Origin of the sequence: Gordonibacter urolithinfaciens, from assembly GCF_900199375.1 — a bacterium.
In the GTDB taxonomy this organism is placed as follows: Bacteria; Actinomycetota; Coriobacteriia; order Coriobacteriales; family Eggerthellaceae; genus Gordonibacter; species Gordonibacter urolithinfaciens.
Map to the genome: position 1 here is coordinate 769,712 of NZ_LT900217.1, position 25,125 is coordinate 794,836.

The 25,125-nt window shown below is 60.5% G+C and carries 23 protein-coding genes; 6 read left to right on the forward strand and 17 right to left on the reverse strand.

The genetic code is table 11. The features are described from left to right. Window positions 1-3: 3 nt before the first annotated feature. The 5 genes from aroF to BN3560_RS03395 all read right to left on the reverse strand — a co-directional run bounded on the left by aroF (window position 4) and on the right by BN3560_RS03395 (window position 3,498). Window positions 4-804: a 3-deoxy-7-phosphoheptulonate synthase gene (gene aroF / locus BN3560_RS03375; protein WP_096227016.1), complete on the reverse strand. Its 801-nt coding sequence runs from the start codon at window positions 802-804 to the stop codon at window positions 4-6. Continuing rightward, window positions 801-1,082, reverse strand: a complete 282-nt coding sequence (locus tag BN3560_RS03380) for a chorismate mutase (RefSeq protein ID WP_015540464.1) — start codon at window positions 1,080-1,082, stop codon at window positions 801-803. The genes aroF and BN3560_RS03380 overlap by 4 nt, the downstream gene beginning before the upstream one ends. Window positions 1,083-1,270: 188 nt before the next feature. Continuing rightward, window positions 1,271-2,206, reverse strand: a complete 936-nt coding sequence (locus BN3560_RS03385) for an undecaprenyl-diphosphate phosphatase (protein ID WP_096227017.1) — start codon at window positions 2,204-2,206, stop codon at window positions 1,271-1,273. Between the two features lie 30 nt (window positions 2,207-2,236). Beyond that, window positions 2,237-2,479, reverse strand: coding sequence for a hypothetical protein (locus BN3560_RS03390; RefSeq protein WP_227114948.1), 243 nt, complete (start codon window positions 2,477-2,479; stop codon window positions 2,237-2,239). 104 nt (window positions 2,480-2,583) lie between these two features. Next, window positions 2,584-3,498, reverse strand: a complete 915-nt coding sequence (locus BN3560_RS03395; RefSeq protein WP_096227018.1) for a DUF5655 domain-containing protein — start codon at window positions 3,496-3,498, stop codon at window positions 2,584-2,586. Window positions 3,499-3,705: 207 nt separating this feature from the next. Between BN3560_RS03395 and guaA the strand changes: the two genes are divergently transcribed. After that, window positions 3,706-5,313, forward strand: a complete 1,608-nt coding sequence (guaA, locus tag BN3560_RS03400; RefSeq protein ID WP_096227019.1) for a glutamine-hydrolyzing GMP synthase — start codon at window positions 3,706-3,708, stop codon at window positions 5,311-5,313. A 618-nt stretch (window positions 5,314-5,931) separates the two neighbouring features. On the opposite strand, the gene BN3560_RS03405 is transcribed toward guaA, so the two are convergent. Next, the gene (locus tag BN3560_RS03405) at window positions 5,932-6,345 is read right to left on the reverse strand and encodes a helix-turn-helix domain-containing protein (RefSeq protein WP_022349661.1); all 414 of its coding nucleotides are present in this window, start codon (window positions 6,343-6,345) and stop codon (window positions 5,932-5,934) included. A 140-nt stretch (window positions 6,346-6,485) separates the two neighbouring features. On the opposite strand from BN3560_RS03405, the gene BN3560_RS03410 reads away from it, so the two are divergent. From BN3560_RS03410 to BN3560_RS03420, 3 genes are read left to right on the forward strand one after another with little or no spacing between them, the layout of a single operon-like run. Then, window positions 6,486-6,689: a hypothetical protein gene (locus BN3560_RS03410; RefSeq protein ID WP_006681531.1), complete on the forward strand. Its 204-nt coding sequence runs from the start codon at window positions 6,486-6,488 to the stop codon at window positions 6,687-6,689. A gap of 1 nt (window position 6,690) precedes the next feature. After that, window positions 6,691-7,761, forward strand: a complete 1,071-nt coding sequence (locus tag BN3560_RS03415; protein WP_022349660.1) for a site-specific integrase — start codon at window positions 6,691-6,693, stop codon at window positions 7,759-7,761. A gap of 5 nt (window positions 7,762-7,766) precedes the next feature. Beyond that, window positions 7,767-8,192 (forward strand): plasmid mobilization protein, encoded by a 426-nt coding sequence (locus BN3560_RS03420; protein ID WP_022349659.1) that lies wholly within the window; start codon window positions 7,767-7,769, stop codon window positions 8,190-8,192. 3 nt (window positions 8,193-8,195) lie between these two features. Here the strand turns inward: BN3560_RS03420 and BN3560_RS03425 are convergent, their stop codons facing one another. The 5 genes from BN3560_RS03425 to BN3560_RS03445 all read right to left on the reverse strand — a co-directional run bounded on the left by BN3560_RS03425 (window position 8,196) and on the right by BN3560_RS03445 (window position 14,869). After that, window positions 8,196-9,869: a DUF262 domain-containing protein gene (locus BN3560_RS03425; protein WP_197702166.1), complete on the reverse strand. Its 1,674-nt coding sequence runs from the start codon at window positions 9,867-9,869 to the stop codon at window positions 8,196-8,198. A gap of 81 nt (window positions 9,870-9,950) precedes the next feature. Continuing rightward, a complete protein-coding gene (locus BN3560_RS03430) occupies window positions 9,951-10,169 on the reverse strand; it encodes a hypothetical protein (RefSeq protein WP_022349657.1) in 219 nt (72 codons plus the stop codon). A gap of 24 nt (window positions 10,170-10,193) precedes the next feature. Further along, the gene (locus BN3560_RS03435) at window positions 10,194-11,078 is read right to left on the reverse strand and encodes a DUF4238 domain-containing protein (RefSeq protein ID WP_022349656.1); all 885 of its coding nucleotides are present in this window, start codon (window positions 11,076-11,078) and stop codon (window positions 10,194-10,196) included. 1 nt (window position 11,079) lies between these two features. Beyond that, on the reverse strand, window positions 11,080-14,142 hold the full coding sequence (locus BN3560_RS03440) for a type III restriction-modification system endonuclease (protein ID WP_033499421.1): 3,063 nt from the start codon (window positions 14,140-14,142) through the stop codon (window positions 11,080-11,082). Between the two features lies 1 nt (window position 14,143). Further along, complete coding sequence (locus BN3560_RS03445; RefSeq protein WP_197702167.1) at window positions 14,144-14,869, reverse strand: hypothetical protein; 726 nt, start codon at window positions 14,867-14,869, stop codon at window positions 14,144-14,146. 605 nt (window positions 14,870-15,474) lie between these two features. Between BN3560_RS03445 and tet(W) the strand changes: the two genes are divergently transcribed. Both tet(W) and BN3560_RS03460 read left to right on the forward strand, forming a co-directional pair. Further along, window positions 15,475-17,394, forward strand: a complete 1,920-nt coding sequence (gene tet(W), locus BN3560_RS03455) for a tetracycline resistance ribosomal protection protein Tet(W) (RefSeq protein ID WP_000691721.1) — start codon at window positions 15,475-15,477, stop codon at window positions 17,392-17,394. Between the two features lie 200 nt (window positions 17,395-17,594). Beyond that, window positions 17,595-18,101, forward strand: a complete 507-nt coding sequence (locus BN3560_RS03460; protein ID WP_431978847.1) for a DUF4368 domain-containing protein — start codon at window positions 17,595-17,597, stop codon at window positions 18,099-18,101. A gap of 53 nt (window positions 18,102-18,154) precedes the next feature. Here the strand turns inward: BN3560_RS03460 and BN3560_RS03465 are convergent, their stop codons facing one another. From BN3560_RS03465 to BN3560_RS03490, 6 genes are all read right to left on the reverse strand, one after another. Continuing rightward, window positions 18,155-19,390, reverse strand: coding sequence for a site-specific DNA-methyltransferase (locus tag BN3560_RS03465; protein ID WP_197702168.1), 1,236 nt, complete (start codon window positions 19,388-19,390; stop codon window positions 18,155-18,157). Window positions 19,391-19,401: 11 nt separating this feature from the next. Then, window positions 19,402-20,196 (reverse strand): hypothetical protein, encoded by a 795-nt coding sequence (locus BN3560_RS03470; protein WP_033499420.1) that lies wholly within the window; start codon window positions 20,194-20,196, stop codon window positions 19,402-19,404. Continuing rightward, a complete protein-coding gene (locus BN3560_RS03475) occupies window positions 20,180-20,962 on the reverse strand; it encodes a DUF4391 domain-containing protein (RefSeq protein ID WP_033499419.1) in 783 nt (260 codons plus the stop codon). The genes BN3560_RS03470 and BN3560_RS03475 overlap by 17 nt, the downstream gene beginning before the upstream one ends. Then, window positions 20,959-24,204 (reverse strand): helicase-related protein, encoded by a 3,246-nt coding sequence (locus BN3560_RS03480; RefSeq protein ID WP_096227020.1) that lies wholly within the window; start codon window positions 24,202-24,204, stop codon window positions 20,959-20,961. Before BN3560_RS03480 ends, BN3560_RS03475 begins: the two co-directional genes overlap by 4 nt. Before the next feature lie 4 nt (window positions 24,205-24,208). Then, on the reverse strand, window positions 24,209-24,421 hold the full coding sequence (locus BN3560_RS03485) for a YlcI/YnfO family protein (RefSeq protein WP_227561562.1): 213 nt from the start codon (window positions 24,419-24,421) through the stop codon (window positions 24,209-24,211). Between the two features lie 168 nt (window positions 24,422-24,589). After that, entirely contained in the window at window positions 24,590-24,865 is a 276-nt protein-coding gene (locus tag BN3560_RS03490) for a hypothetical protein (RefSeq protein ID WP_052118776.1), read from the reverse strand. Between the last annotated feature and the right edge of the window lie 260 nt (window positions 24,866-25,125).

A 25,125-nucleotide genomic window follows, 5' to 3' on the forward strand; every position in this document is an offset into this window, starting at 1 on the left:
CCTTTACACGATGCGCTTGCCGAAGACGGCGGCGATCTCGCGGAGCTTGGCGACGAGCACCTCGAACTGGGCGGGCGTCAGCTGCTGCGGGCCGTCGGAGAGGGCCGCGGGCGGGTTGGGGTGCACCTCGATCATGAGGGAGTCGGCCCCGGCCGCCACGGCGGCGTAGGCGAGCGACGGCACGAGGTCGCGCTGGCCGGCGGGGTGCGACACGTCGATGCACACAGGGCACAGCGACTGCTTGTGGATCACGGGCACGGCCGCGATGTCCAGCGTGAAGCGCGTGGCCGTCTCGAACGTGCGGATGCCGCGCTCGCACAGCACCACGTTGTCGTTGCCCTCGGCGGTGAGGTAGTCGGTGGCGGCCAGCCACTCGGCGATGGTGCCCGCGAAGCCGCGCTTGTACAGCACCATCTTGTGCGACTCGGCGGTCACCTGACCGATCTTCTTCAGCAGGCTGAAGTTCTGGAAGTTGCGCGCGCCCACCTGTAGACCATCCACGTAGGAGTGCACGAGCTCGCAGTGCGCGGAGTCCATGACCTCGGTGAGCGTCTTCAGGCCGTGCTTCTCGCCCGCGTCGCGCATGATCTTGAGGGCTTCCTCGCCCAGGCCCTGGAACGAGTGCGGGTTCGTGCGCGGCTTGAACGCGCCGCCGCGGATCCAGGTGAGGCCGAGGCCGGCCACACATGCGGCCACTTCGTCGAACTGCTCGACCGACTCCACGGAGCACGGGCCGGCGAAGATGGTGATCTCGTCGGAGCGCGATCCGAGATCGGGGATAGAGGGGATGTTGACTTCGCTCATACCGACGGGGTCTCCTTCATGATCTTGAGAATGGTGGCGTAGATCTCGCGCAGGTTCTCGTTGTACAGGGGACCCTCGTTGTAGCTGCTCACCTTGGCGAAGATCTCCTCTTCGCGCTTGGCGTCGTACAGGCCCAGATGGGCACCGGGCTTGAGACCGCGGATGACCAGCGAATGGCCGGCGCGCTTGTTGAGCAGCGCGACGATCTGGCGGTCGATCTCGTCGATCTTGGCACGATGTTCTTGAATCTCCGCAAGGGAGGTGTCTTTCTCAGACATCGGCTTTCCTCTCATGGCTCTCATGCGATAACGAGCGTGGCCGCGCCGGAAGCGGCGTGCGGCCCTCGTGTGCCTGACATGATAGCAAAAGCGGCGCGCCCGGTAAGCGCGCCGCTGGGATTTAGCGGGAAGAACCACGGAAGCGGACAGGTCGGGGGTTCGCCGAGCGCTCGCTTGCGGACGCCGCCCTACGGCAGCATGCCCATCGACTCGAACACGAAGTAGCCCAGCACCAGCACGCCCACCACGATGCGGTACCAGCCGAACGCGGTGAAGTCGTTCTTCTTGATGTAGCCCATGAGGAACTTGATGGCTACCACCGACATGACGAACGCCGTCACGATGCCCACCGCGAGCACGACGACCTCCGTCATGGTCATGGCCAGGCCCGCGGCGAAGAACTTGAGGCACTTCACCAGGCCCCAGCCGAACATGATGGGAATGGCCAAGAAGAACGTGAACTCGGCCGCCGCGGTACGCGAGCAGCCCGACAGCATGCCGCCGATGATGGTGGCGCCGGAGCGGCTCGTGCCGGGGATGATGGCGAGCACCTGGAAGCAGCCGATCTTGAGAGCGGTCTTCCAGTCGATCTCGTCCACGTCGGTGATCTTGAACAGCTGCGCCTCGGCCTCGTCGGCCACGTCGCCGTACGGCTGGCGCGCGTGACGGCCGCGCGGCGCGGCGAGGACCGCCTCCGCCTCGCGCAGGCGGCGGCGGTTGCGACGCTCCAGCACGATGAACGCCACGCCGTACACGATGAGCATGGCCGCGACGGTCACCTTGTTGTAGAAGTGCTCGTTGACCCAGTCGTCGAACAGAAGCCCGATGATGGCGGCCGGGATGCAGCCGATGGCCACCATGCCCCAGAGGCGCCAGGTACTCTTCTTCTGCACGCTCGTCTTCTTCGGCGAGAAGGGGTTGAGCTTATGGAAGTACAGGATGAGCACGGCCATGATGGCACCCAGCTGGATGACCACGAGGAAGAGCTTGAGGAATTCGTCAGACACCTGCAGCTTCACGAACTCGTCCACGAGAATCATGTGGCCGGTGGACGAGATGGGCAGCCACTCGGTGATGCCCTCCACGATGCCGATGAGAAACGCTTTCAATGCTTCGATGATCATGCGCGAGTACTTCCTCGTTGTCCTTCGATATTACTGTTTGTGCTGGTAATGGTCCTGCAGCATGGCGATGGCCAGCAGGGCGACCGAGAGGCACAGCCCCATGAGCACGAACTTGGGGGCTTCCTGCCCCACGGCGATGGTGGCGAACGCCACGACGGCTATCACAAGCGCCGCCAGCTTGCACAGGTACGAGATGCGCCGGTTGAACGAGGCATGCAGGTCGCGCCTGCGCTCCTCGTCGAGCTCGCCTCTGTCCCTGTTCGCTTTCTCCATGCCGGGCATTGTACACGACGCCGACCGGCGAGGTCGAAGAAACCACAGGGGGAACACGGGCGGATTGGGAAGGTGATCGGGACGCCGCGGATGCCAGGAGGACGCTAGTTCTCCAGGTAGGCGCGCTCGAGAAGGGGCTTCACCTCTTCGAGCTCGTCGAGCGAGGTGAGGCCGACCTCGATATCGCCTGTTCCCCAATGGCCTTTGCCCGAGCAGTCCCTCACCAAACTCGTCTCCGCAACCGTCGAGGCGTCGAGCGCCAAATGAAGGATCACCCGCTTCTGGTTGACCTCTATGCACACGATGTTGCGCACCTTCTTGATGGCGAGGTAGAGCTTCAGCTCGTTCTCCGACACGTCGTCGCCGAACGAGGCCATGTAATGGCGGACCTCGTCGACCACCTCGCGCAGCTTCTCCGGCGCTCCGGCCAGCTGCTCGGCGAATGTCTTGTCCACGTATTTCTTGCCGAGCGATCCGCCCGTCGTCGCCGAAACCGACGGAGCGGTCGACGGCGCGTTCAAGAACTCGAACAGGATGACGTCGTCGCTCTTCGCGTAGCGGACGAGCCGGATGTTGCGATTCATCTGCTTGATTGCGTGGAGATCGTATTTTCCGAAGGAGCTGGCGACGCAGTACACCGCCGGAGAGCTCCAGTCTATCGAGTCGGCGACCTGCTTGCCGAGCTTGTCGAGCACTAGCCGCCAGAAGTCCGCACGATGATCCATGAGCCAGTCCAAGTAGAACAGTCCCTGATTGATGACGTTCTCGTTGGAGTCGCGTTTGTACTCGAACACGATCGGAGAGTTGTTCTCGTCAATACCGAGGCTGTCGATCCGACCGGCCTGGTTCTCGTATTCCCCCGCATGGTTGATGACGTACTCCGTTTGCAAGAACCTGATGCCGAAGAAGGCCTCCATGTTCGCCTCGATGAGCTGCTGCACGCCTTTCTCGAGCTTTGCCGGCTTGAGCTCGATGGCGCGCACCGAAGGCTTGATGTTGAACAGCTTGATGTCTCCCATTGGATTCCCCTTCGCATGGCGAGTGATGGCTCAATTTGATTATAAAGGCTGTCAGGCCGGCGGCTCATGCTGTTTTTTGTGCAGTGCGCGTATATGAAGCTGCGACCTGCGCCGGAGACGGTGATTCGTGTAAGATGGGACGCTGAGAAGAGAGATGCGTACTGCGGGCGCCTCCGCTTGGCCGCCGCCCGCGCGAAGGAGAGCCCCATGCCTGCCACCCCGTCCAGCCAGTTGGTCATCGTCGTCGATTTCGGAGCGCAGTACGGGCAGCTGATCGCCCGCCGCGTGCGCGATCTGCACGTGTACTCGGAGATCGTCCCGTGCGACGTCACCGCCTCCGAGGTTGCCGCGCTGGCGCCGGCGGCCATCATCCTGTCGGGAGGGCCGGCCAGCGTGTACGCCGAGGACGCGCCTTCCATCGATCCGGGCATCTTCGAGCTGGGCATTCCGGTGCTCGGCTTCTGTTACGGGCAGCAGATCATGGCCGTGACGCTGGGCGGCACGGTCGGCCATACCGACGCCGGCGAGTACGGGGCGGCCGCCTTGACGCGCCGCGACGAGGGCGCGTCCGCGCTGTACGGCGAGACGCCCGTCGAGCAGACGGTGTGGATGAGCCACCGCGACGCCGTGGTCGAGGTGCCCGCGGGCTTCGCGGTGACGGCCTCGACCGCCACGTGCCCCGTGGCGTCGATGGAGTGCGCCGAGCGCCGTTTGTACGCGACGCAGTTCCACCCCGAGGTGCGCCACACGCCGCACGGCGACGAGCTTTTGCGCAACTTTCTGTTCGGCATCTGCGGCCTCGAGGCCAGCTGGACGATGGACTCCATCATCGACGACGCCGTCGCAGCCATCCGCGCGCAGGTGGGCGGCGACCGCGTGATCCTGGGATTGTCGGGCGGCGTGGACTCCTCCGTGGTGGCCGCGCTGTGCGCGAAGGCCATCGGCAAACAGCTGACCTGCGTGTTCATCAACCACGGCCTGCTGCGCAAGAACGAGCCCGAAGAAGTGGAAGAGGTGTTCACGAAGCAGTTCGACGTGGACTTCGTGCACGTGCACGCCGAGGATCGCTACGCCGCCCTGCTGGCCGACGTCGTCGAGCCCGAGCAGAAGCGCCGCATCATCGGCTCGCAGTTCTGGAAGGAGTTCTTCGCCGTGGCGGAGGACCTCGCCGAGGGCGGCCGGCCGGTGAAGTACCTGGCCCAGGGCACCATCTACCCCGACATCATCGAGAGCGGCGCCCGCAAGACCGGCGGCAAGGCATCCACCATCAAGAGCCACCACAACCTGATCCCCTTCCCCGACGGCGTGTCGTTCGACCTGATCGAGCCGCTGGATCACTTCTTCAAGGACGAGGTGCGCGCGCTGGGCACGGCGCTCGGGCTGCCCGACCACATCGTGCACCGCCAGCCCTTCCCGGGGCCGGGCCTGGCCATCCGTATCATCGGCACCGTGACGCGAGAGAAGCTGGAGATTTTGAAGAACGCCGACGCCATCGTCCGCGAGGAGCTGGACGCCTACAACGCCCGCGTTTTCGAGGAGACCGGCGAGCGAAACAGCGAGCGCAGCGTATGGCAGTACTTCGCCGTGCTGCCCGAAATCAAGAGCGTAGGCGTCATGGGCGACGAGCGGACGTACGGCTACCCCATCGTCGTCCGCGCCGTGGAGTCAAGCGACGCCATGACCGCCGACTGGGCAAAGCTGCCCTACGACGTGCTGGCCCGCGTGTCCGGCCGCATCGTGGCCGAGGTGCCGGGGGTCAACCGGGTAGCGTACGACATCACCAGCAAGCCCCCCGCGACGATTGAGTGGGAGTAGGCTGATAGGGTTCTGACCTGCATTTTTGAGTGCCGCACTGTGCCGCTGAGTTTCGTTTCGTACGAGAGTCATGGCAAAGCCGCCAGCGATGTTGGTGAGTAAATACGATAACCGAGCCTCCGTTCCCGCGTTGGGACGGAGGCTTTTTCTTTGTCGTTTTACTCCCTTTCACCTGCGATTTCGCAATTTACTCCCCCGTGTTTCAAGACGGCAAGGCACGGTGCGGCATTCGGAGGAACGGGAGTAAGGATTCATCCCAAGTGAGTAGACGCGCGATTTTTGTCTCCGAGAGCCAAACGGGGCCGTTTCGGGGCCTGTGAAACTCAAATCGAACTCAATAGGCTTTTCGGCGGTCTTCTCACAGCGTTTTCCCAGGTGGTTAATGGGGAGTAAAGAATCTCGCCGCCTCAATGAAAACGGGAGTAACCAGGGGAAATGCCGCGGCGTACTGCCGCGTGCCGCCGTGTAAGCCACCGCGTCATTTACTCCCCAGGTGCGCCGGAAATGCCTTGGCATGCAATGGGGAGTAAAAACTCAGCTTACGCAGGCCCGAGCGGCGCTCGCCGCCTGGTCCACCGTCCTGATTCGGTTGCGTTGATCGCGAAATGCGGAGAGCCGCTACAGCGAGGCTTTCCAGTCCTCGTATTCGTCGGCGTCGATCTTGCCGTTTTCGAGCTGCGCGCGCTTCTCTGCCCACAGTTCGATCGCCATCGCGGCTTTGGGCGCGTGCGGCGCCTTGGGGTTCAGGGAGAGGCCCGTGCCGTCGGCTGCGGGCACGATGCCGAAGGAGTCCTCGAGCCGCACGAGCAGCGACATGAGGTCGCCCGCAGTCTCGACGCCGTAATCCTTGAGGGCGTTGACGGACACGCCGAGCGCCGCGGAGATGGACTCGAGCAGCTCGGGCTTCACGGCGCGGATGCCGCTCTCGTAGTGGCGCACGGCCCCCTCGGTCAGGCCGACCGCCTCGGCGAGCTGCGCCTGCGTCATGCCGCGCGACTTGCGGTACCGCCTTATGTTCTCGCCTACGGACATGAGCCCTCCTCCTGGAATTACGTACCAGCACATCTTATCAGCGTACGCAAATGTACGCAATTCTATTGACAGTACAGATATGTACGTTTACTCTGAATCTGTGAACCGTACGTATCCGTACGCCATTGATTGGAGGAGCCATGGACGAGAAGGTGGCGAAGACGCCGAGGCCGCACATGCTGGACGCCGACGAGGTCGCGGAGCTGCTGAGGATCAAGAAAGGCAGCGCCTACGAGGTGATCAGGAAGATAAACGCCGAGCAGGAGGCGCGCGGGCGCGTGGTCATCCGCGGGCGCGTTCGAAGCGACGTCTTCGACGCCCTGTACTTCCCGGAGGTGGACTGACATGCCCGTGTACAAGGACGACGGCAACGGCACGTTCTACGTGCAGTGCTACTACCGCGACGCCCGCGGCTCGAAGCGCCACAAGACGAAGCGCGGCTTCTCCTCCGAGGTGGAGGCCGCAGTGTGGGAGAGCCAGTTCAAGAGCCTTAACGGCGGGGCCATGGACATGACGTTCTCCGAGTTCGTCGAGGTGTACGCCTCCGAGGTGAAGCCGCGCATACGCGAGCACACGTGGATCACCAAGGAGTACATCATCAACGACAAGCTCGTGCCGTTCTTCGGGGACATGCGCATGTGCGACGTGAGGCCGATCGACGTCATCAGGTGGCAAAACGAGCTCACCGAGCACCGGGACGCCGACGGGAAGCCCTGGGCACCGACGTACCTGCGCACAGTGAACAACCAGCTCAACGCCATCTTCAACCACGCCGAGCGCTACTACGGCCTCAGCGACAACCCGGTGCGCAGGGTCGACAAGATAGGCTCGAAGAAGGGCGGCGAGATGCAGTTCTGGACCAAGGACGAGTACCTGAGGTTCAGCGAGGCCGTCATGGACAAGCCTCTCTCATTCCACGCCTTCGAGCTGCTTTACTGGACGGGCATACGCTGCGGCGAGCTCCTGGCGCTCACGCCGTCCGACTTCATGCTGGAGAGCTCGCGGCTGCGCATCAACAAGTCGTACCAGAGCCTCAACGGCGTTGACACCGTGACCGACCCCAAGACGCCCAAGTCCGTGCGCACGATCGTCATGCCCGCCTTCCTGCGCGACGAGATGGCGGACTTCATCGAGATGCGCGACGACGTCGCCCCCGACGAGCGCCTGTTCGCCGTGACCAAGCACTTCCTGGCCCACGAGATGGAGCGCGGGTGCAAGGCGTCGGGCGTGAAGCGCATCCGCATACACGACATACGCCACAGCCATGTGAGCCTGCTGATAGAGATGGGCTTCTCCGCGCTGGCCATCGCCGAGCGCATGGGCCACGAGGCGGTGGACATCACCTACCGCTACGCGCACCTGTTCCCCACGAAGCAGGACGAGATGGCCGCCGCGCTCGACGGGGCGAGGGGGTAAGAAGGATGCCGTGCGAGAACAGCGCCCGCAAGCGCAGCAAGACGATGGCGTTCCGCTGCACGCCCGAGGAGCGCAAGCTCATATGCGAGATGGCAGCCTGGAGCGGCATGAACAGGCAGGACTACATCATCGCCAAGCTCACCGATACCCAGGTCGAGGTGAGGCCCTCCGTGAGCGTGCAGAAGGCACTGAGGGACTCGATGGCGGAATTGGCCAAGGAGGTGCGGCTGGCGGCCTCCTACGGCGAGCTGAGCGAGTCCCTGCAACAGAGAATTGAGCACGTGATGAGGTTCTTCCTAGCGCTCGGCGAGCCTCTTGACGCGCCGACGGAAGAGACATCGCCACGAACTACGTTTTTGGAAGAGCCGGTTCCATCCGTCATCGATGCGGGTTCCGACACCGCAAGCATCTTCGAGATGGGACGCAGGTAGGGCCTAGCGCCAGACCTCCAACGCCTTGTCCGCAAGCCATTCGGCGCGATCGGCGATATCGCCCTCGTTCCAAGACTCCTTCTCTAGGGCGCCGGCCATGGTCGCAAGGCCGGCGGCGCAGAGGGCAAGGCCGTCCTTGTATCCCTTTCCCTGCTTCTTGGTGGGCCAATCGGCATCGCGGATGGAGGCGTTGAGCGAATGCGTGATGATGGCGAGGTTGCCGAGCGTGAGGAGCTTCCGGTCCCTTCGCGTGGCAGCCTCATCGTCGAGGGCTCCCCATTTGTTGCGCCACTTCTTGGGCATCATGTGCTCGAGGGTGTACTGGTTGAACCCGAGCAGGGCCGTGCTGCTCATGCCCGGACGAATGGCGCTTTCCAGCAGATAGAGGACGCCCTTGGACTGGAGGTTGTACAGACACGATTCCTCGAATGCCGCTCGAACCTCGGCGTCGCCGGGCATGTACGTCGTCGCCTCGTCATTGGCTTCGAGAGCCTTCCTCAGCGCCTCCGCGTCCTTCACCTCGTTCAAGATCAGCGAGGTGAACAGCCTGTTGTAGTTCTTCGTGGTCGCCTGAACCAGCATTCGGCGGACGATGTAGCTCTCAAGCAGGGCGTAGATCTTAGATTCCTCGCTCGAAGACTCCGCGTTCTTTCGAACGTAGAGCACGTACGGGATGAGCGTCGAGTTCTTGAGGCCGAATATCAGCACGTTCAGGCGCTCGACGCCGGAAGCGGAGGGGATGTCCGCGTCGCAGTAGCCAGGGTCGAACGTGGACTCGAACGCCTCGGCATACGCCTTCATGTTGTCGAGAATCTCGACCTTGTCGCCGTTGCAGTACCTGCCGATGAAATCCTTGTAGGACTGGAAGAGGTTCGAAGTACGCGAATAGAAGAGCTTGTCCTCGGTCGTGACGCCACGCCTCTTGTCCTGGACCAGAATCTGGAGGAACGCGTCGAAGAAGAGGTCGACGAGCGTGCGCTTGATGCGCCCGGTAACGATCTCCTGCTCCCAATACTCCCTCTTCTCAGCCGTGGGCTCGAAGACGTCTTCCCAGCACTCCTTGAACGCCTGCTCGTTCTCGCGGTTGAAGAAGTAGTTCTTAAGGAGCTCCGCCGTCGTCAGGCGCACCCCGAGCGAGTTGATGGTGTCGAATATCTGCTGCTCGTCCTCGCCCTCGGTAAGATCGATGCAGACGAACTGGACGTTCGACTTGATCGTGTTCCTGTCGACCTTCTCCGGGTCGATATTCTTGAGGAAGTAGTTGTAGGCAAGGACGATGGCCGAGGAGCCCTCGAGGGGTTCGCAGCCCGTGGCGCTGACGACCTTTTCGAAATCCTGCCGGTCGTACTTGCCGTGCCGCAAGGCGACATCGCCGGTCTCCAGGACGAAATCTCGCTCAAACAAATTGTTGGTGCCGTTTTTTGCACAGAGTGCCTTGAAGAAGATGACCATGGTCGTGAGTCGCTGCTGGCCGTCGATGACGGTGCGAACCTCGGAGACCTCGGACCAGGTGTTGCCGGAGGAGGCCTGCTTCAGGATGATGGAGCCCAGGAAATAGGGCCGCTTCGAGGCCGTGACGAACTCCATGTCGCCGAGGAAACGCTCCCATTGCTCTTCTCCCCAGACGTACGCCCTTTGGTAAAAAGGTATTTCGAGCAGGCGCGATCCGTTGAACACGCCGCTTATCGTTGCTTTTCCTGCATCCATCCTTAAAGCCCTATCTATCCTTTGCGGTTATTGCTGGCGGGGTCAATTTTATCAATACGCTGCTTGACCCTTTAATGTTCCCGGTCCTTGCCGTCTTCTCCCCAGAAGGTGCTCGAAGATGATGCGCAGGTCCTCGTCATCAAGGCAGCCGCCCTCGAGGCAGCCACGGTCGATGGTATCGATCATCGTCTGCCCCTTCTTCTTCGAGCGGTCGTAGATCACTGTGTCGAGGGATAGCTCCCTGCCGTCGCGCGTGAACATCTCGTGCATGAATTCGGCACTGTTCGCTTGACTTCAATCGCGTACCGCGTGCTCGAGCGGGCCGCTTCCCCTCGATATGGCGACATCCCAATGCTCGCAGTTAAGCAGAAGAAGTCGGTTCATGAACTCGACGCCCGAAAAACCGAGTCTCGCAAACGGCGGAAATAGAGGGTCATCTGAAAAGACCGCAGCATACTCACTGCTCAACGGCATATACGCGAGATGAAAATCGTACGAGTCGTCCTCGGGCCCGATGATGAACATAGGCATCGACGTCGTAACGAACCCTGAGCCGACGGGTGCCCTAAGGATGGAGAAGCTCTTCTCAAAAAAAGCCTTTCGAATACGGTTAACTGGCACAATATCATCGTTGGAGAAGAGCATGGTTGCGGCGGCGGCAAGCTCGACCACCGCTTGGGAATCCCCGCGCCAATCCGACCAATCGAGCAAGCCGAGCTCATAGGGTGTCAGATGAACGTTTCTGAGCAGCTCTTCGGCAGTCTCGCGTGACCATTTCTTGTCGACGCGCATACTGATAGGGTGCCGGACGATGATATTTGCTGCCAGCTCGCAAACGGCGGCTTTCCCATCAGAATACCCTTCGTCTTCGCACTGGTCTTCTTTCTGGCGTTCCAAAAAGCGATCGTAAAGCGGCGCGATGCGGCTCTCGAGCTCAGATAGCTTAACCTCGATGAGGTTCTGCGCATAGAATCTGTCTGTCGCATCGCCTGTCGCATCGGCATGCTCGACCTCATAAAGATCGCGCATGCTGCAAAGGTTCTCGCAATTCGTGCGGAAGAAGGAGCCCTTCTGTCTGCTGTAGGCATGAAGCTGCCCGGAGGAATCCGCGAAATGGCGCAGGTAGAACCGCGGCACCCAGTGCTGCTTTCGCGTCATCTTTCCGGGCAGCTTCGACATCCTAAGCCTTCACCGCCTCGTATTGGTAGGTCGTGCGCACGTTGTAATGGAAGTCGTTTCCGAGGTCCAGCGCCTCGAAGTGCTTCTTGGCGCAGCCGATCTTGATCTTCTCCGCGTCGCGCAGGGCGGGCTCGCCGTTCTTGCCGCCCTTGGTCTCGGTCACGAAGTACACGCGGCGCTCGCCGTCGGCCTCCTCGACGTACGCCCAGTCGGGGTTGTAACTGCCGAGCGGCGTGTCGATCTTGAACGCCGAGGGCAATTTCGCGAACACGAGAACCTCCTCCTGCTTGTCTAGAGCCTCGGCAAAGGAGCGCTCGACCCCCGCCGAGTCGTAGACCACGTAGTTGTACAGGCTCTTGCTCGTCATGTCCGGCTTCCACGCGTTCTGCCCAAGGTAGGCCGTGTAGTCGTCAAGCTCGAGGTCGCGCATGGTGTACCACTCGTCCTCGGGAAGGCGCACGTACTTGATGCCCTGGGCGATGAGGTCGTTCTTCACGCGGTTGATCTTGTCGCCGACCTGCGCGAGGAAGGTCGCGGGGTCGATCTCGAACTCGTCGAGGCGGCTGCAGCCCTCGAGGATCGCCTTGATGGTGCCGCGGGTGAGCCCGACGGCGTCCTGCAGCTCTGCGATCGGGTCGGGAAGGTCGTATTTCACCTTTCCCGAAACGGACACCACGGAGGTGCCCGTGCCCTCGGCGCTCACGCCCGCGTCGTCGATGCCCAGCGAGGCACGCTCGCTCGTCACCTGGGGCGGGCGCACGGCGAGCATGCCGTCGACAGCTTCGATGGCATGTTCGATGAGCTTGCCGGAGTCGACCTCGACCTGGAAGCGCGTGCGCTGGCGGATGCGGTCCCACAGGGCCTGGAACGCAGGGTCGAGCGTGACGTCCTTCTGCAGCTCGACCGAGACCTCCTTGGCCTTGTCACGGATCTGGACCCTCTGGGACTTGTGGATGATGATCGCCTCGACCTGCTCCTTGGCAGGCTCGAGCTCGGCGGGGAGCTCGACCTTGCCCTCCTCGGCGGCCGCCTTCAGCTCGGGCGTCACCGCGCCCTTGTCGTCGACCATGCCGGTCGCGACGAGGTGGTCGTAGACCTGCTTGGACTTCTCGTAGCCCAGGCGCTCCTCGACGCCATCATCGCCCTTGACCGTGACCTTCGTGAAGCTCTCCGGAGTGATGACGCCGAACTTGAAGTCCTCAGCCTCAAGCTCCTTCTGCAGGCCGTTGGCGAAGTCGTCGTAGCTCTCGTTCGCGATGACGGTGAGCACGTTCGCCTCTGGGTCGTACAGGCGCTCGCCATCCTGGTTCACGCACAGGCGCAGACCGCGGCCGATCTTCTGGCGCTTGGTCAGGTTGTCCTTTGTCTCGACGAGCGTGCAGATCTGGAACACGTTGGGGTTGTCCCAGCCCTCCTTGAGCGCGGAGTGGCTGAAGACGAAAGAGACGTCCTTGTCCGCGTCCTTGCCGTCCGGGAAGGAGATGAGCGTCTCCTTCTTCTGCATGATGAGCTCGAAGGCCCCGGCGTCGTCGGCGGTGCCGGCGGCTCCCTTGGAGTCCTTGAACTTGCCCTTCTTGTCCTTGGCGAAGTATCCCTGGTGCACGGCGTGGGGGTCGCGCACCAGCGGGGCGCCGACGGCTTCGTAGCACTCGAGCCACGTGCCCTTGCCGATCCCCGCCGCCTTTGCGATGCGACGAGGCGCCTTCGAGTTCAGGGCACCTGCGTACTCCTCCTCAAACATCAGGGCGTACAGGCCGCCGTGGACTTCGGGCTCGTAGACGCGGTATCGGTCGACGCGGTCGATGAAGAAGAGCGAGAGCACCTTCACGCCGCGCGGCCACAGCTCGAACTGGCGGGCCAGGTGGTCCTCGATGGTGCGGCGGATCTGCGCGCGCTTGACGACCTCCTCGTTGACGTCGCCCAGCGCCTCGCCGAGCTCGAGCACCTCGCCGTTCTGGAACTCTATGAACTCGTCGCCCACTGCGGCGCCGATGTTGTTGACCACCCAGCCGCTCTCGTAGTCGCTGTTCTCGCCGCTCTTCTGGTAGAGGTCGTTGCCGGTCTTCACCGTGACGGCCTTGCGCTTCTGCGTGCCGTCGGCCTGGCGCACGTCGATGGACACCTTGGCGGAGAACGGGTCGGACTTGACGGACTCGAGCCTCACGTACGCGCCGTTGAGGTTCGCCTCGGCCTTGATCGAGTCCACGCAGATGCCCTTCACCAGGTGGCGCTCGAAGGCGTCGACCGGCGTGAGGCGGTAGATCATGTTGTAGGCCTGCTTGTGCGTGGCCGAGTAGCGCAGCACGAACAGCGGGTTCAGGCTCTTGATGGCGGCCTTGGCCTGCTTGGTGTTGTCGACGCTCTGGGGCTCGTCGATGATGACGACGGGCTTGCAGGCGCTCACGAGCTCGCGAGGGCTGAAGCCGCCGGTGAGCTTCTCGCTGGGACGGTGGAAGAGGTTGCCCTCCTTCGCGGTGCCATCCTTCTCGAGGCCCTTGTTGAACGCGTCGATGTTGATGACCATGACCTGGATGGAGCTCGACGTGGCGAAGTTACCCACCGGCCCCATGTCCTTCGAGTCGTACACGAAGTAGTCGAGCGGCGTGCGGTCGTAGAGCGTCTCGAAGTGCCTGCGGGTGGTCTGGAGGCTCTTGAGGACGCCCTCGCGGATGGCCACGCTCGGCACGACGATAACGAACTTGGTGATGCCGTAGCGGCGGTTTAGCTCGTAGATGGAGCGGATGTAGACGTAGGTCTTGCCGGTGCCGGTCTCCATCTCGACGGTGAAGTCTCGCAGGCGCCCATCGGTGAGGACGTCGGTTGCCGGGAGGCAGCCCTCCTCCTGCACGGCGTGCAGGTTGTCGAGGAGCTGGCCCGGCGCCACGCGAAGCTCGTTGCCGTGGCCGACCATGAGCTCGCCGATTGCCGTCTGGCCTTTGCGGCCGGAATCGGCGGAGAATACGCTGCCAATAAATTGTTGTCCGCGGAACAGGTCGCAGGTTGCTTCGATGGCCTCCAGCTGGTGCTGCTGGTCGGATGAGAACTTGAACTCGAGCGCCGCCATGCTAGACCGTCCTCAATTCGATCTCACAGCCCATGCGCTCGCCGGCGTGCTTGAAGATCTGCACGGCGTTGAGCTTGAGGGTGTCGTCGAGGACGGAATCGAGGATGAGAACGCGCCTGGGCTCCATGTCGGCGATGGCCTCGAGCGCCTCAATGGTGAGGCCTCGGGACATGCAGCAGACGAGCTCGTCGCAAGCGACGGACCAGATGGGATAGCCCGCGGCTTCAGACTTCTCGACGGGCAGCGTGAGCTCGAGGCCCCATTTGAGCATCATCTCGAAGACGATATCCATATCGGAGCGATCGGGCTTGACCACGTCGAAGAGGAGCTGACCGGGCTCGGGCTTCTCAATGCCGGACTCATCGAGCTCGAACACACGGAAGCCGATGTCGGGAAGCTGCTTGGGTCCCTCGCCAAGCTTGAGTTGACGGTTGGATTCCTCGAGCTCGGTTTTGATTTTGTCGCCTGCGCGGCGAATGCGTCCTTCGCCTATGTCGCAGAGAGTCTCATACCCGTCCTTGTAGGCGTCGCGTTTCGGGTCACAAGGCTCTGGAAGCTGGACAAGGATAAACTGATAGCGATCATCTTTTCCGAGCTCCTGCAGGAACATGGCATGGGCGGTCGATGCTGAGCCTGAGAAAAAATCAAGCACAATATCACCCGTGCTTAAATGCTCATGTACGGTAAAGAAGCAAGCAACCGAAAACAATAGATAGACCGCCAGCACTACACTATTCCGAACCAAAGACCAAAAGATAAGCATTTTGAGAAAATCTAAACTTTTGGATTTTCCTACAATGCCGACTACGGCGGAATCCCTCCCACTCCTTATATATTTCTTTCTGTATACATTGAATTTGTATTTAGTAAAATGCAGACAACACCACGGATCGGCTTTTGGCTGGACAATTCCAACCAAACACCGCAGCAGACAGTAGAAACCATTCTGAACGTTAGGAAGCCGGTATGATTGTTACATATAAGGGGAAGAAAAATTTCTTTTAGATACTTGTTTTCCTAAAACTGATGTGATATAATAATTCAAGTCCAGAAAAGGAGTAAAAAATATGCGGCAAGGTATTCTTAAATAAAACTATAATCAAATAGTGGGAACAAAGGATTATGATAGTCCCTTTTGTAGGGGCTTAGTTTTTTGTACCCAATTTAAGAATACTTTTGCCTTATCAATTTTGACATATCCCCAAAAACAGCACTCACAAACAGGTGTATGCTGCATATGTGTATGTCCGCAAATTATCATCCCCAGTGGTAAAAGTATTTTACTGCTGGGGATTTTTATGCCCTTCGGGGCAGTAAAGGGAGGACAATCACATGAAAATAATCAATATTGGAATTCTTGCCCATGTAGACGCTGGAAAGACGACCTTGACGGAGAGCCTGCTATATGCCAGCGGAGCCATTTCAGAACCGGGGAGCGTCGAAAAAGGGACAACGAGGACGGACACCATGTTTTTGGAGCGGCAGCGTGGGATTACCATTCAAGCGGCAGTCACTTCCTTCCAGTGGCACAGATGTAAAGTCAACATTGTGGATACGCCCGGCCACATGGATTTTTTGGCGGAGGTGTACCGCTCTTTGGCTGTTTTAGATGGGGCCATCTTGGTGATCTCCGCTAAAGATGGCGTGCAGGCCCAGACCCGTATTCTGTTCCATGCCCTGCGGAAAATGAACATTCCCACCGTTATCTTTATCAACAAGATCGACCAGGCTGGCGTTGATTTGCAGAGCGTGGTTCAGTCTGTTCGGGATAAGCTCTCCGCCGATATTATCATCAAGCAGACGGTGTCGCTGTCCCCGGAAATAGTCCTGGAGGAAAATACCGACATAGAAGCATGGGATGCGGTCATCGAAAATAACGATAAATTATTGGAAAAGTATATCGCAGGAGAACCAATCAGCCGGGAAAAACTTGTGCGGGAGGAACAGCGGCGGGTTCAAGACGCCTCCCTGTTCCCGGTCTATTATGGCAGCGCCAAAAAGGGCCTTGGCATTCAACCGTTGATGGATGCGGTGACAGGGCTGTTCCAACCGATTGGGGAACAGGGGAGCGCCGCCCTATGCGGCAGCGTTTTCAAGGTGGAGTATACAGATTGCGGCCAGCGGCGTGTCTATCTACGGCTATACAGCGGAACGCTGCGCCTGCGGGATACGGTGGCCCTGGCCGGGAGAGAAAAGCTGAAAATCACAGAGATGCGTATTCCATCCAAAGGGGAAATTGTTCGGACAGACACCGCTTATCCGGGTGAAATTGTTATCCTTCCCAGCGACAGCGTGAGGTTAAACGATGTATTAGGGGACCCAACCCGGCTCCCTCGTAAAAGGTGGCGTGAGGACCCCCTCCCCATGCTGCGGACGTCGATTGCGCCGAAAACGGCAGCGCAAAGAGAACGGCTGCTGGACGCTCTTACGCAACTTGCGGATACTGACCCGCTTTTGCGCTGCGAGGTGGATTCCATCACCCATGAGATCATTCTTTCTTTTTTGGGCCGGGTGCAGTTGGAGGTTGTTTCCGCTTTGCTGTCGGAAAAATACAAGCTTGAAACAGTGGTAAAGGAACCCACCGTCATTTATATGGAGCGGCCGCTCAAAGCAGCCAGCCACACCATCCATATCGAGGTGCCGCCCAACCCGTTTTGGGCATCCATCGGACTGTCTGTTACACCACTCCCGCTTGGCTCCGGTGTACAATACGAGAGCCGGGTTTCGCTGGGATACTTGAACCAGAGTTTTCAAAACGCTGTCAGGGATGGTATCCGTTACGGGCTGGAGCAGGGCTTGTTCGGCTGGAACGTAACGGACTGTAAGATTTGCTTTGAATACGGGCTTTATTACAGTCCGGTCAGCACGCCGGCGGACTTCCGCTCATTGGCCCCGATTGTATTGGAACAGGCATTGAAGGAATCAGGGACGCAACTGCTGGAACCTTATCTCTCCTTCACCCTCTATGCGCCCCGGGAATATCTTTCCAGGGCTTATCATGATGCACCGAAATACTGTGCCACCATCGAAACGGTCCAGGTAAAAAAGGATGAAGTTGTCTTTACTGGCGAGATTCCCGCCCGCTGTATACAGGCATACCGTACTGATCTGGCCTTTTACACCAACGGGCAGAGCGTATGCCTTACAGAACTGAAAGGGTATCAGGCCGCTGTCGGCAAGCCAGTCATCCAGCCCCGCCGTCCAAACAGCCGCCTGGACAAGGTGCGCTATATGTTTCAGAAGATAATGTAACGTCTTGCGCAATGCAAGCGTTCATTGCTGGCTATTGCGAAATATCATTGATAAAATCAGTATCAGAGAGGAGAAACTATTTTGAACCAGGAACAGACGAATAGAACCGCAAGCAGGACTGTTATATCTGCGGCAGCTACAAGAAGCGTACCCGTGACTGTACGGCACACTTTATCCGCACCGACCTTTTGACGGCGGGCGTGCTTTCCAATCTCCGGCAAGTGACGGAATACGCCGCCAGGCATGAGAGCCGCTTTGTAAAGCTGCTCATCCAGCAGAACGAAATCGGCGGCAAGAGAAAGACCGCCGCAGCCACGAAGCAGCTTGAACAGGCCCAGACACGCATTGCCGAAGTGAACCGCATTATCAAGCGGCTGTATGAGGACAATGTAAGCGGCAAAATCAGCGACGAGCGTTTCATGGAGCTGTCGGCGGACTATGAGCAGGAGCAGCGGGAACTGAAAGACCGGGCTGCCGCTTTGCAGGAGGAACTTTCCAAGTCGCAGGCCGCCACCGTCAACGCCGAGAAATTCATGGGGATTGTGAGAAAGCACCTTGCTTTTGAAGAATTGACCCCCACCCTCTTGCGGGAAATGATTGAGAAAATCGTCGTGCATGAGTGCAGCTATGACGAGAACGGCACCCGCAGGCAGGACATTGAGATTTATTACAGCTTTGTCGGCAAGATAGACTTGCCGGAAGCCTAACGCCTGACCTATCCGACACAGCCCTAAGTGCCGGATAGGAACGGCAAAATTTTTTACACTTCTATTACTTCTTTATCGCACATTAGCAGATTCGCAAGGGTTATCAGGCGCTGAAGTAGTTTCGTCGGTTTCGGTCCATCGAAATAGCCCTTTCCGTCAAATAGAGATACGAGCTCCTTGGCGCCTTCCTGGCTGTGACCCACTTCTTTGTAAAACATGATTGAAGTTGGAGCCATTCCATCATATTTGAGCTCTGTTAGGAAACGCTTGATGCAAGGGACGCTGTCGCCGTTTGGGCCAAACCAAATGCGGTTATCCTGGAGTCTCTCGCGAAACGCGTTTCGCGAGAGCCTCCAGCAGCGTCCTGCTGGAGGCTCTACAACACGCCCCGAGGGCGTTGTGATTGGATAGTCGGAATCTGGGCTGTAAGTCTTTACACTGAGGTCGCTTGGCTTCCAAACGCCTCGAGGGTCGTTGTCTGGATTCTTGTAGCGGGCGTTTGCCTCGTCTGTTCTCGGCAGGCGTCCAATCACAAAGCGCTCAATGGATTTGGCGTATACGAGAACATAATCATGGCTATTTGAAACGTATTTGGCGTCATTCTTGGGCGAGTAAGCTCGTTCCCAGATTAGCTGAGAAACGAAATTTGCCTCTCCGAACACCTCGTCACAGAGGATGCGCAAATTGCGGTCTTCGTTATCGTCAATCGAAATGAAAATGACGCCATCGTCGGTTAGGAGCTCTCGAGCCAGTCTCAACCTAGGGTACATCATCGAGCACCAGTCGCTATGGTAGCGGCCACTTGTGTCGGCGTTGGACTGGCCGGCGAGTCCCGCCTGCTCCTTATAGTTATCGACAGAGTTGCCGAAATTGTCCTTGTAGACAAAGTCGTGACCCGTGTTGTAGGGTGGGTCGATGTAGATCATCTTGACCTTGCCGTGGTAGCCGCGCTGTAGGAGCTTCAGCACCTCGAGATTGTCGCCTTCGATATAAATGTTGTCCGAGTCGAAGGACCCATCCTCTCCATCGCGGCTGCGGCTTTTCTCGATACGGGGACGCAAAGTAGCAGTGCTGGACATCTGCGACTGGCGGATGGCATCGGCCTTGCCGGGCCACGTGAACGCATAGCGCTCCAGGCCCTCGTCTACCTCGTCGCCAAGCTCCAGCCGCAGTTTGTCGAAGTCGATTCCGCTCTCGGAGAACACTTCGGGCATCAGCTCCTTGAGCTTATTCAGGCGGTCGTCAATAAGACTCTCCGATTCAAGAGTCATCTTTTCTATCTCGCCCATGAGGTCTCCTCCTAGGAAAGTTGAGATTTGATTAGTTGAACTATGTAGGGCATGGCGGCAATAAAAACGTCGGTGCCCTTGCCGGCAAGCCAGCTCAGGAGTTTGTCAAGCTTGCTGCCCCGTTTGCTTTTATCTTTTGTGTTGAGATCGCCCATCATCCCTTTGAGCAGCGTCTTCTCGTCATCGGAAAGCGTTGTCTCTGGCAATTTGTCAATCTGTTCAAAGGTTGCCTCTAACGTGACCTGTACGTTGCTCGTGGCGGATGCCGTGAGGCTGACGCTAGCGCCCTGCGCTTCGGCGATTTTCAGCTTACGGAGCTCCTCATCACGGAAATGCTTCAGTTTGTCGATACGTAGTTGCGTCTGTTCATCGTTGAAATCATTGCGATTGGAAGACCCATAGGAATAGGAGGCTAGTCCGTCCGTGTAGGAGTCGTAGCCCCTCGCGTTTGCGTAGACGTAGTCGATTGAGTCGTATACGGCTTTGAGCTCGTCGTCTTTCACGCCCTCTTCAAGAGCTTGCTCCAGTCTCCTGATATGCTGCGTTATAGTTGCGCAGAATGCGGCACCGAACGCTTTGTCGTCTGAGTCTTCCCGCTTTAGGCGCAGCTTCTGGAGAATCATCCCTAGGTCGCTTTTCGAGTAGCGAAATGAGCTTGAGGAATTGATATATTTTAAAGCCTCGGGGTTAGTGTAGTCGAGGTCGAAGACCTGCATGATTTCACGGCAGAGCGCATCAACATCCTCATCTGCAGCATCACTCAAAAGGCGCGCCGCTCGCAAAATATACTCATCTAGAACGGCCATTGCAGATCTCCTTTATCTCATCGGCGACCGCCCTCAGGCGTCGCTCCTCTTCCTTCATTTCCATCCTCAGCTTCGCGGACTCGTTGAGCGTTATGTCCTTCGACCGCCGCTGCTCCTTCAGCCGCTTGACGGAGGCTCCCATCTCATCGTAGCGCGACGTGAGGGCGATCAGCTTTTCCCGGTCTCGAGCGGGGCATACGGGGTAGAACCCCAGGCCGCCAATCGCGCGGGACAGCGCTACGGTGCGCGACAGGTCGACCAGGTACTCCCAGAGGTCGCCCTGCGAGAGCCGCCCGAATGCCAGCGCGCCTAGGAAGTCCGCGTATTCTGAACGGCCAGGATCGAACGCGCCCGTCGACTCGACTCGGTCGACGACCGTCGCGCCCTGCTCGGCCTGGCTCCTCCGCGTGAGGGCGACCGATATGCACGCGCAGCCGCCCGCCTCGACCAGGAGCACCGTCGGGTTCGGGAAGCACTTGTGCACGAGCTCCGCCACCTCGGCCACCGCCATGGTCCCGGCTGTCATCTCGCAACGGAGGAAGACGACGCTCTGCACGTTGCGCTCGTCGTCCTCGTACGGCGGGATGCGCGTCGTGGACTTCTGGACCGTGGCGAAGTGCTCGAGGCGCGCGACCTTGTCGAGCCTCTTCTGCTCGGTCTTGGTGAGCATGGCCTGCTTGACGAGCACCGTCTTGGGAATGCGGCGGCATCCCGCGAGCGCCGCTTCGGGCAGGCGCAGGATTCCGTTCCAGTCGATGCCGCTCATCGCAGCACCGCGAAACATACCAACGAGTAGTCGTTGAAGCCCATGACGGTGCCGCTGCCGACCTCTCCCAGGCTGAACAGGCTCTCGATGCCTTTGTCCTGCTGCGTTCCGGTGATGGCCGCAACGACATCGTCAAGCAGGTGGGTGTAGGCGTCCATCCTCGTCCCGTCGCGGGTCTCGCGGTTGAACTCGCGGCACAGCTTAGCGATGGGCTCGGGATGCCCAGAGCAGACGGCGCGCATGATGTCGAGCGCCGGCTTGGGCTGGGTGTGCTTCGTCATGACCTCGCCGTCGGCCGACACGTACACCACGTAGTACGGGAAGACAGGGTTCGTGTCCCTGGGATCGTTGCCCTCGTCGTTCTGCTTGAGGCAGAAGACCACGCCTGGCTTCACGTCGCTGCGAAGCTCGTCGGGGATGGGGGCCACGGCGTGCAGTCCCGCCGGCGAGTTCTCCAACGCGCCGGGATGCTCCTTGGCGTAGCGCTGGAGCTCCACGCGGAAGTCGTCGAAGGCGAAATCCGTGATCGAGATGCCGCCCGAGATGTCCTCGAGGTCGAGCACCTCGCTCTTGAGCTGCTGGAGCTGCCGGCGACGGTACTTGAGGTCGTTCATCTCTCCATTGCCCTTGGCCTCCAGCACGTTCTCCTCGCCGGTTGCCGACGCGTCGAGCAGCGCCATGCGCCCCTTCACGCGGCCCTCGAGCTGGATGTACTCGTCGAGCGCGATGTCCGGCCAGAAGTTGACCAGCTGGATCTGGGAGTTCTTCGATCCCAGGCGGTCGATGCGGCCGAAGCGCTGGATGATACGCACGGGGTTCCAGTGGATGTCGTAGTTCACCAGGCAGTCGCAGTCCTGCAGGTTCTGGCCCTCGGAGATGCAGTCCGTCGCGAAGACGACGTCGATCTCGCCGAGCTCCCGCTGGCTCTCCGGCAGCTCCTTTGAGACGGGAGAGAACCTCGCGAGGATGTTCTCGAAGGTGGTCCTGGGAAGCTTCAGCGAGTAGGTCCGGTTGGAGCTGCCCGCCACCTCGGCGCACTCGATTCCGAGCTCGCGCTTCAGCCAGGGCGCCAGCTGCTCGAAAAGGTACGCCGTCGTGTCGGCGAACGCGCTGAACACCAGCACCTTGCGGTTGCCGGGGTTGTACGGCTCGCTGACCTTGCCCGCGATGAAGTCGCGCAGCTTCACGAGCTTGGCGTCGCGCTCGGGCGTCACCGCGTCGGCATAGGTTAGCAGGGCCCGGAGCACCTGGATGTCGAAGTCGAGGTCCTGGCCCAGGCGCAGGGCGTCGACGTCTCGCAGGTCGACTCGCACCTTGCCGCCGGCCTCGAACTCCTCGGCATCGTCGTCGTCGAACCCGTCCTCGAGGCCCTCGGTGCCGTAGGCGACCCCCGACGCGTCGGCGTCGAGCCTCGCGCGCAGGTCGACGCAGCCGTCGAGGATTCGTCGCAGCGTGATGCGGAAGCTGTTCACGGAGGACTCCATGCGCTTGAGGACGTTGACGCGCATGAGGTTGGCCACCGCCGTCGTGCGGTGGACCTGGCTCTCGAAGTCCTTGCCCCACGTGTCCCCGTAGCGGTCCTCGTACTTGCGGCGCTGGTCGGCGCGCACGTAGGAGAGCACCTGGTACTGGGCGAACGTGAGCTGGGCGATCATGTCGTTGAGCACGGCAATCGGCGGCAGCTCGCCTTCTAGGTCAATGGGCGTCTGAAACGACAGGGGCGGCCGGCGCGCCGGGAAGGTACCGCTCGCGGCGCCGTAGTACTTCGTGATGTGCTTGCGGCTGCGCGCGATGGTCAGCACGTCGAGCAGCTTGAAGTAGTCGGCGTTCACCGCGTTCACGAAGCTCTCGGTCGTGCGCTCGGAGTCGGAGAGCTTGCTCCACTCGTTGAACCTCTGCTGGGCGACGCGCGTCACGTGGGTGATCGACGGGATGCCATCGGTATCGGCGAGGTACGCGTCGTCTCCCTCGGTGATGAGCTCGATCTGGTTTCGCAGGTCGAGCAGGCGGTTGTTCACCGGGGTGGCAGAGAGCATGAGCACCTTCGTGCGCTGGCCCGACTTGATGACGTCCTCGATGAGGCGCGTGTAGCGGTCGGTCTTGTCCGCGTCGGTGCTCTTGTTCCTGAAGTTGTGGCTCTCGTCGATGACGAGGAGGTCGAAGTGGCCCCAGCGCAGGTGCTCGAGGTCCACCTCGCCGCTCATGCCGTGGTAGCGCGACAGGTCGGTGTGGTTGAGCACCGTGTAGCTGAAGCGGTCGTCGGCCAGCGGGTTGCGGTCGTCGTTGTCCTGCGTCCACAGGGTCCAGTTGTCCCGCAGGCGCTTCGGGCACAGCACGAGGATGCGGTCGTTGCGCTCCTGGTAGTACTTCATGACGGCGAGCGCCTCGTAGGTCTTGCCCAGGCCCACCGAGTCGGCGATGATGCAGCCCTTGTACTTCTCCAGCTTGCGGATGGCGCCCACGACGGCGTCCTTCTGGAAGTCGTAGAGCTTGCTCCAGACCACGGACTCCTCGAACTTGAGGCCGGGGCGGATGCCGTTGTCCTCGTCGTCCTCCATGAAGTCGCGGAACAGGTGGTACAGGGTCAGGAAATAGATGAACTCGGGCGGGTTCTCGCGGTAGAGCGTCTCGACCTGGGCGGCCACCTGCGCGGTGACCTCCTCGACCATGGCAGGGTTGTCCCAGACCGACTCGAACATCATCTTGAGGCCGACGGCCTCGGTCGCGTTCTCGAAATGGCTCACGCAGGTCACGGTTCCCGGACGGCGCTCGTAGCCGAGGCCCTCCTGCGTGAAGTTCGCGGCGGCGCCCATGAAGGCGTGGTCGTCGCCGGATGGGTTCTCCACCACGTAGGTGCCGCCCGGCTGAATGGCGCCGGACGTCTTGGCGGACTTGAAGACGCCCTTCTCGCGGATCCACTCGGCGCATTCGCGGGCGAGCGCGCGTTGGTTTAGGTTGTTGCGCAGCGTGAGCTCGAGCCCCGAGCCGCCGACGCCGACCTCGCGCGCGCGGCGGGCTACCTCGAACTCGCGCGGCTCCTTCGAGTCGGCCATGCGCTTGATGAAGGTGGGCTCGCTGAACAGGAAGCGCACCTCGTCGACCTTGGAGAGCTCCTCTTTGAGCTCCCCGTAGGCGAACACGGTGAAATACGAGCTGATTATCGACAACTTCGCGCCGTCGTCGATGGATTCGCCGAGGGCGTCTCCCAGGCGCTCCGCGCCGACGTTGCTTAGCGACTTCACGCCTCTATGCCCCCTTTTTCGCGAGCTCTTCGATCATGCAGGTGCGCACGAAGGCGGAGAAGCTCATGCCCCGCAGGGCCGCCTCCTCCTTCGCCGCGTCGCGCAGGGTGTCGGGGATGCGCAGGGTCACGGAGACCTGGTCGCCGTCCACCAGGAAGCTTCTGATCTCGGTCTCGTCGGGATTGCTCTTGATGAGCTCCTTGTAGCTGTCGGGCATCTGCGCTCCCATCGCTCGAAATGCAATACAAATGCGTTTGCAGCATTATAACGCGACGGCACGCGGCGGCACTGGGAATGCGAGGACAGCCGATGTCCAGGCTTTATATGAGCGCGGACGGCGATGGACGCCCTGATCGGGCTTGGATGGCCGCTTTCGTTCGGGTCCTCATCTCTCGTTTTCGCGAGGTTTGGCGTTTGCCCATTCCTCGGCGTAGAGAACCTCGTTCTGAGCCTCCAAGATTCGCGCGGCGTCGCCGATGCGCTCGGCGCACCTCTCACTTATCGACTTCAGGGCCAGAATCCCCTCGACGTCGAGCGGGTCCAGCTGGTCGGCATGCGCCAGGGACTCGAGCAGCTGGTCCAGGCCCCTCGCCAGCCTCCCGGCATCGCACACGGCATCGATGAGCTCGATGCGCTCCAACTTCTCTTCGTGGCTCAACATCAGCTCGCCTCCTTCTCTCAACGGACGTGTCGCGCAGCACCGTAGCCGTTCCATGCGGAGAACCATCTCGCCGCCCGCGGTCCCGTGCGCATATCGGCCGCAAGCGGCACGGGAAAGCCGTCCGTCCCGACTCATGCCGCGGCGCCGCGACTCGGGAACCCGCCTCCGTCCCCGCCACGACGTCGTCGTCAATCCCCGCGGGAGCCCAGCAACCGCCGATGGGCCGCATCCCATGCCCGGAGGGTCTCGGCGCCCACGCC